General features: G+C 41.9%; 7 protein-coding genes and 1 pseudogene. 4 read left to right on the top strand and 4 right to left on the bottom strand.

From position 1 onward, the window contains the following. Window positions 1–275 (top strand): annotated as a pseudogene (locus T515_RS17725) (IS4 family transposase); the annotation flags it as partial. 206 nt (window positions 276–481) lie between these two features. Here T515_RS17725 and T515_RS15680 read toward each other — a convergent pair. From T515_RS15680 to T515_RS15665, 4 genes are all read right to left on the bottom strand, one after another. Continuing rightward, window positions 482–778 carry a hypothetical protein gene (locus T515_RS15680; RefSeq protein ID WP_036613312.1) on the bottom strand — a complete coding sequence of 99 codons (297 nt, stop codon included), beginning with the start codon at window positions 776–778 and terminating at the stop codon, window positions 482–484. Window positions 779–882: 104 nt separating this feature from the next. Next, complete coding sequence (locus T515_RS15675; protein ID WP_036613310.1) at window positions 883–1224, bottom strand: type II toxin-antitoxin system HicB family antitoxin; 342 nt, start codon at window positions 1222–1224, stop codon at window positions 883–885. Next, window positions 1221–1478: a type II toxin-antitoxin system HicA family toxin gene (locus T515_RS15670; protein WP_036613309.1), complete on the bottom strand. Its 258-nt coding sequence runs from the start codon at window positions 1476–1478 to the stop codon at window positions 1221–1223. Before T515_RS15670 ends, T515_RS15675 begins: the two co-directional genes overlap by 4 nt. A gap of 97 nt (window positions 1479–1575) precedes the next feature. Beyond that, a complete protein-coding gene (locus tag T515_RS15665; protein WP_051671816.1) occupies window positions 1576–2391 on the bottom strand; it encodes a DNA-processing protein DprA in 816 nt (271 codons plus the stop codon). A gap of 318 nt (window positions 2392–2709) precedes the next feature. On the opposite strand from T515_RS15665, the gene istA reads away from it, so the two are divergent. The 3 genes from istA to T515_RS15650 are packed head-to-tail and all read left to right on the top strand — an operon-like array spanning window position 2710 to window position 5450. Continuing rightward, on the top strand, window positions 2710–4239 hold the full coding sequence (istA, locus tag T515_RS15660; RefSeq protein ID WP_442950156.1) for an IS21 family transposase: 1530 nt from the start codon (window positions 2710–2712) through the stop codon (window positions 4237–4239). After that, the gene (locus T515_RS15655) at window positions 4232–5011 is read left to right on the top strand and encodes an ATP-binding protein (RefSeq protein ID WP_036613304.1); all 780 of its coding nucleotides are present in this window, start codon (window positions 4232–4234) and stop codon (window positions 5009–5011) included. Before istA ends, T515_RS15655 begins: the two co-directional genes overlap by 8 nt. Next, window positions 4998–5450 carry a hypothetical protein gene (locus T515_RS15650; protein ID WP_036613302.1) on the top strand — a complete coding sequence of 151 codons (453 nt, stop codon included), beginning with the start codon at window positions 4998–5000 and terminating at the stop codon, window positions 5448–5450. Before T515_RS15655 ends, T515_RS15650 begins: the two co-directional genes overlap by 14 nt. Window positions 5451–5479 lie beyond the last annotated feature (29 nt).

Here is a 5479-nt window from a genome sequence, read left to right as displayed (position 1 = left end):
CCATCGTATTTGCCAGATACATGTATCTTTCTGTATATCAAAGAAAAGATCAGGACGAACGTACGATAGGAGAAATCTTCTATGTACTGTTACAGGAAATGGAAGACATTACATTCCAACATTCTCTTTTCATACTCGTAGAGGCTATGACTGCAAGTATAAAGAACATACTTCATATCACAGACGAACAGGTTGAAGAAATCTATAAGGATTTCTTTTTCAGATTGCCTGAATATATGCAGGATGCTCTGACAAGTGATTACAAAGTGGCGTAATTGTATTTTTATAGTCTAGAATATAGAGTTTTCAAGGTACGATGCCCACTATTTATGTGGGAAGTTTAAGTAATATATTTTAACCTCATTAATATACTTAATGATCCTATTCTGCGTAAAGCTTTCATTCACTGATTTGAATAAAAAAGCTTGAGCTTTCAACCCTTTTTTTCTATCAATCTTTCCCCTTGAACATCAAGATCAACTTACATCACCGTTGTTCCACGTGGCAAACCGAAAATATCAATTTCAGGAAAGTCCATTGCTTCATTTCGAAAAGTCAAAACAGGTTCCATTGCTTCACCTATAGCAGGACCCAAGATCATCGATAAAATCTTCTTTTGCAGTTCATTGGAAATTTGCGGTCTGAAGGATACATACTTATCTCTTGATGGTTTCTGTACAAAGAACATTGTCATAACATTATCTGGAGACTCTGTCTTCACATTGTTGAGAAATTCAATTATGTCTCGTGCATTTTGCCGATAATCTGTTTTTGCCATCTACGTTCTTCTCCTATTTCATTATCGTAATATCGCTAGATCAGATTTTTCGTCGCCAACCTGGCACTGATATTCACTTATATCTCTGTCTACAGATTCCTATCTCATACACGCTCCAGTTTTTCCTCAACCGCATCCTCAATAAAACTATTTAAGCTTTGATTATGTGTGATAGCATAAATAGCTGCGCGTCTGTGAATGTCGCTTTTCTTAAATCGCACATTAAGGCTTCCTTTATATGCAATCTCAGGTTGTCTGCCTTCTTCATTGCACACAGCCAAATAATCGTCTACAGCTCCATGAAAATCGGTAATTAGTTCAACGGCGTTAGTCCCTTCATAAGATATTAATGAACGTATTCCTTGAACCTTTCCAAAAAATAAGCCATCCGCCTCTGAGAACTCTACGCTGCCCACATATCCCTTGTATTCCATAATGTTATTCATAATAAACCCTCCTGTTTTAAATACTCTATCAGCTGCTTAATTTGATATGAAAGCAACTCCTTCCTGGAATGAGGTTTGTGAAGTATTATTTTCGATTTATGCTCATCGCTCTCAAACATGACACGTGATCCACTAGTCCTACCTTTGTTGTTTCTATAATATGAAAAATATCCAAGAAGCGATTCAGCCTCTTCAAATGTAAAATCCTTTGGATTAGATTTAAGCTTTTCAATTAGTTTATCTTTTTGCCCCATAATTTTTCCCTCCCTCTTTATTAAGCTCATAAATTAAGTATAATTGAAACGCGTTGAACATGCAACTATTTATAGTTGCATGTCCTATATCCCTTCTCTATATGTCACACGCAGCCACCACCTCTATCTCCCTCCCATACCTCTCTCCGCTTTCTATCGTGGATCTCGTTCCGCTGTTTCTGCCAACGTCTATTACATAGAGCTTATCTGACAGGGCTGCTATAAGGCGGTTACGCATAGGGAAATAAAAGTTTTTGGGTGTGGTTCCGGGGGGATATTCTGAAAGAACGCAGCCGGTTTTGATGATCTCTTCGTAGAGTTTTTCATGCTCTTTTGGGTAGCATATGTCTGCGCCGCTGCCGAGTACTGCTATTGTGTAGCCGTTTCCTTTTATGGCTGCGGTGTGAGCGTAGGAGTCAATGCCTTTGGCCATTCCGCTTATTACTGCTTTATTTTCTGACACTGCTCTTTCAGCTGCGATGATGGCTCTTTCCTTGCCTTCGTGAGAACATCTCCTTGCTCCGACTATACCGACAGAATCAGCATATTCATTTATACGGAGTTCTCCTTTGACATACAGAAGAACAGGGACATCCGCTATTCCTTTGAATCGTTTTGGATACCGGATGTCTTCATATGTCACTATATCCATACCGGCGCCTTCTGCTTCAGAAAGAATTCTCTCCGCAGCATCCATGATGAAACTGTCATTCCTTTGAGCAAGAAATGCCTTTACCTTCCTTTGTGAAATAAAACTTTTTGCCGCATTATTGAGGATATCTTCATCTGACATTGAAAAACAGGCATCGATACCCCCACATATCCCGATAATGGAATTATCAAATACCGGTCCCAATCCATCCATTATCGAGAGCATTATGTATTTTTCTATTTTTTCTTTATCATCATTCATATCTCACGCTATGGCAAACATCTGGCTGCTGGATACGTCGAGGTCACGGCAGCCAAGTACCTGTTTATTGTAGAATAAAAATGTAGAAAGTTGCAGACCAAAAATGTAGGTTGTTGCAAGATGGAAATGCAGGTTATTGCACCTACATTTTGTAGGTTGTTGCAGAGCTTCATTTATCCAAGGAAAGGGATGCGCCCTATTATGTTGGTAGCTCCCAAGTCGGATAATAAAACGATCCATTGCGGACATACAAACCATTTTTTATCCTTGAAGTGTTGTGCTATCAATACTGACAAGGAGGAAAGGAGTATGACATCAATGGACCAGATCCATCGTATCAGAGAACTGTTCTACGGACAAGGCAAGGCTCTTTCTGAAATCGCCAAGATAGAAAAGCTTGATTGGCGAACCGTCCGGAAATATGTGGATATGGAGGACTTTAATTTGGCACCTCCAGCCCTGGAAGAGAACCTTCACTCTTCTAAACTCGACCAGTTCAAACCTATCATTGACAAATGGCTTTCTGAAGACAAGAAAGCACCTCGGAAACAGCGCCACACTGCCAAGAGAATCCATAAGCGACTTAAGGCAGAAGTGGAAGGATATGCTTGTTCATATCGCCTTCTTGCTGCCTATGTTTCTGAGAAAAAGAAGGAACTTAGGCTCAAAAAGAAGGAAGGCTATATTCCGCTGGATCATTATCCTGGCGAAGCACAGGCGGATTTCGGCTATGCTGATTTCTGTGAAAACGGAAAATATCATCACGAAGCAAAGTATCTTGTCCTTAGCTTTCCGTATAGCAACGGAGGTTTTCTACAGTTGAATTATGGCGAAAACATGGAGTGCCTGCTTGAAGGACTTGTCACCATGTTTGAGCACATCGGAGGTGTTCCGACAGAAATCTGGTTTGATAACACCAGGACCATTGTCACCGAAATCATAAAAGGCGGAGGCCGTGAGGTCACCGAAAGATTCCAACGTTTCTGTGAACACTATCGTTTCAAGCCTGTATTCATGAACCCTGAATCCGGGTGGGAAAAAGGGAGCGTTGAAAATAAGGTTGGTTACTTAAGGCGTAATGAACTTGTACCAATACCAGAATTTAAATCACTTCCGGATAAAAACGCTGAGCTGCTTGTGGCTTGCGATAAAGATATGGAACGGGAACATTACGATGATGACAAGAACCGTTTTATTTCCGAGTTGTTTCAGGATGATAAGGCTGCCCTCTTACCACTTCCTGCCATCCCGTTTGACACTTCTCTTTACACAACTGCAAGGACTGATAAATACGGCAAGTTCACACTTGATGCCGGGAAACATCGTTATTCTGCTTCGCCAGCTTTTTGTGAAGATACTGTGTGTCTGCGCATCACTTCATCTGAAGTTATAGTGATGGACAGCGATCTCCATGAAGTGGTCAGACACCGTCGCCTGTACGGTGATGAACACGAGAGCATGGATTGGATCCCGTATCTGCGATATATAGCCCGCAAACCTCGCTCGCTTAAGAACAGCGGAATATACGAGATGATGCCGGTTTCTATGCAGATGTACATGGACGGCTGCGAGAATAAGGATCGCGGCAGGATCCTCAAGGTACTTGCAGAACTAACTGAGCGTAGTGGGTTTGGAAGTGCCATTTCGACAGTCAATAAAGCAATCCAGCATAAGGCAACAGATCCTGACAGCCTTATGAGCCTTTACAGGCGAACATATATGGATGTTCCGCCATTGCCACCACTTAGCAGAACAGAATCACTCCCTAAGATGAAGGTCATTATGTTTCCACATGACCTTAACGCATTGGATGCCGTTCTCAAGAGGGGAGGTGCCGCTAATGGATGAATTTAAGGAAAACATCGCATTATGCTGCAAGCAGCTAAGACTGTCATCAAACTTCGCGGAAATGGCCATGTCACAGGAAGGAGGCTCAAACCAGGAATACCTTTATAACCTCTTAAGCAATGAGATCAAGTACAGAACCGAGCGCCGTAAGATGAAACTGCTCAACACTGCCGGATTCCCGAAAATCTACCAACGTGATCAGTTTAGAACTGACGAGATAGATTTTCCTTCGGATGTTTCCCTGGATTCATTACTGGATCTGGAATTCTACCGTAAAGGTGAGAATGTCATCCTGTACGGCAGTACCGGAACAGGCAAGACGATGCTCTCTACCCTGATAGGTATTTCGGCCTGCAATGCAGACATACCTGTGAAGTTCTATCGGACTGCGGGCCTTATCAATCTTTTTGCAGAAAGCAAGGCAAAAGGCAGTCTTACTTCCTTGAAGAAGAAACTCAACAGTGCCCAGATACTGATCCTGGATGAGTTTGGATATGTACCTTACGACCGGACAGGAACCCAGCTGCTTTTTGATTATCTTTCCGAGATACACGAACAGAAGTCCGTGATCCTTAATACGAACCTTGAGTTTTCGCAATGGGTGAACGTTTTATATGACGAGCGTATGACTACTGCTCTTATCGGACGTCTTACACATCATGTGGAATTAGTACTCTTTCCGGGTGGTAATAACCGTCTCAGAGAATCAAGCATAAATGAAGCTTGGAGCAGGATAAATACTCAGGAGGTCGGTAATAATGGGAAGAAATAAAGTTTTCAATGTACACGATCTATATCCTGCAGACTATTGCTTTGACTATGAAGCTTTCGAAGCGAATCCGGAAGGATATGTATTCACACCGGATGACATAGCCTACAGTAACGCAATGGAACTTGAACGTTATGAACGGGAAGTTCCGATGAGCTACTACGAAAAGACGCTGCTTCGTAAATGGGTCATGTCAGGCCACAGTCCACGTCAGAATCCCGGATCAAGATATTTGTGTCCAGGCAGTCATGATGATTATGATTTCCTCACCTTATATCGTATGGATAAGGAGATCCAACGTGACATGAAAGGAATGAGCAAGGAGGAACAAAAGGCCTACCTGATGGAATACATGGGCTGGAGAGATGATGAACCTCCGACAAAGGGACCTGATTTTGTGGAACCGCAAGATGATGATTCCGTATTTCCCTTTGACTTATAAAAGTAACTTTGTAACTATATGTCAGCATT

The sequence above is a fragment of the Oribacterium sp. P6A1 genome (genome assembly GCF_000702885.1).
Classification (GTDB): domain Bacteria; phylum Bacillota; class Clostridia; order Lachnospirales; family Lachnospiraceae; genus Oribacterium.
This window is presented reverse-complemented; position numbering and strand designations above follow the sequence as displayed.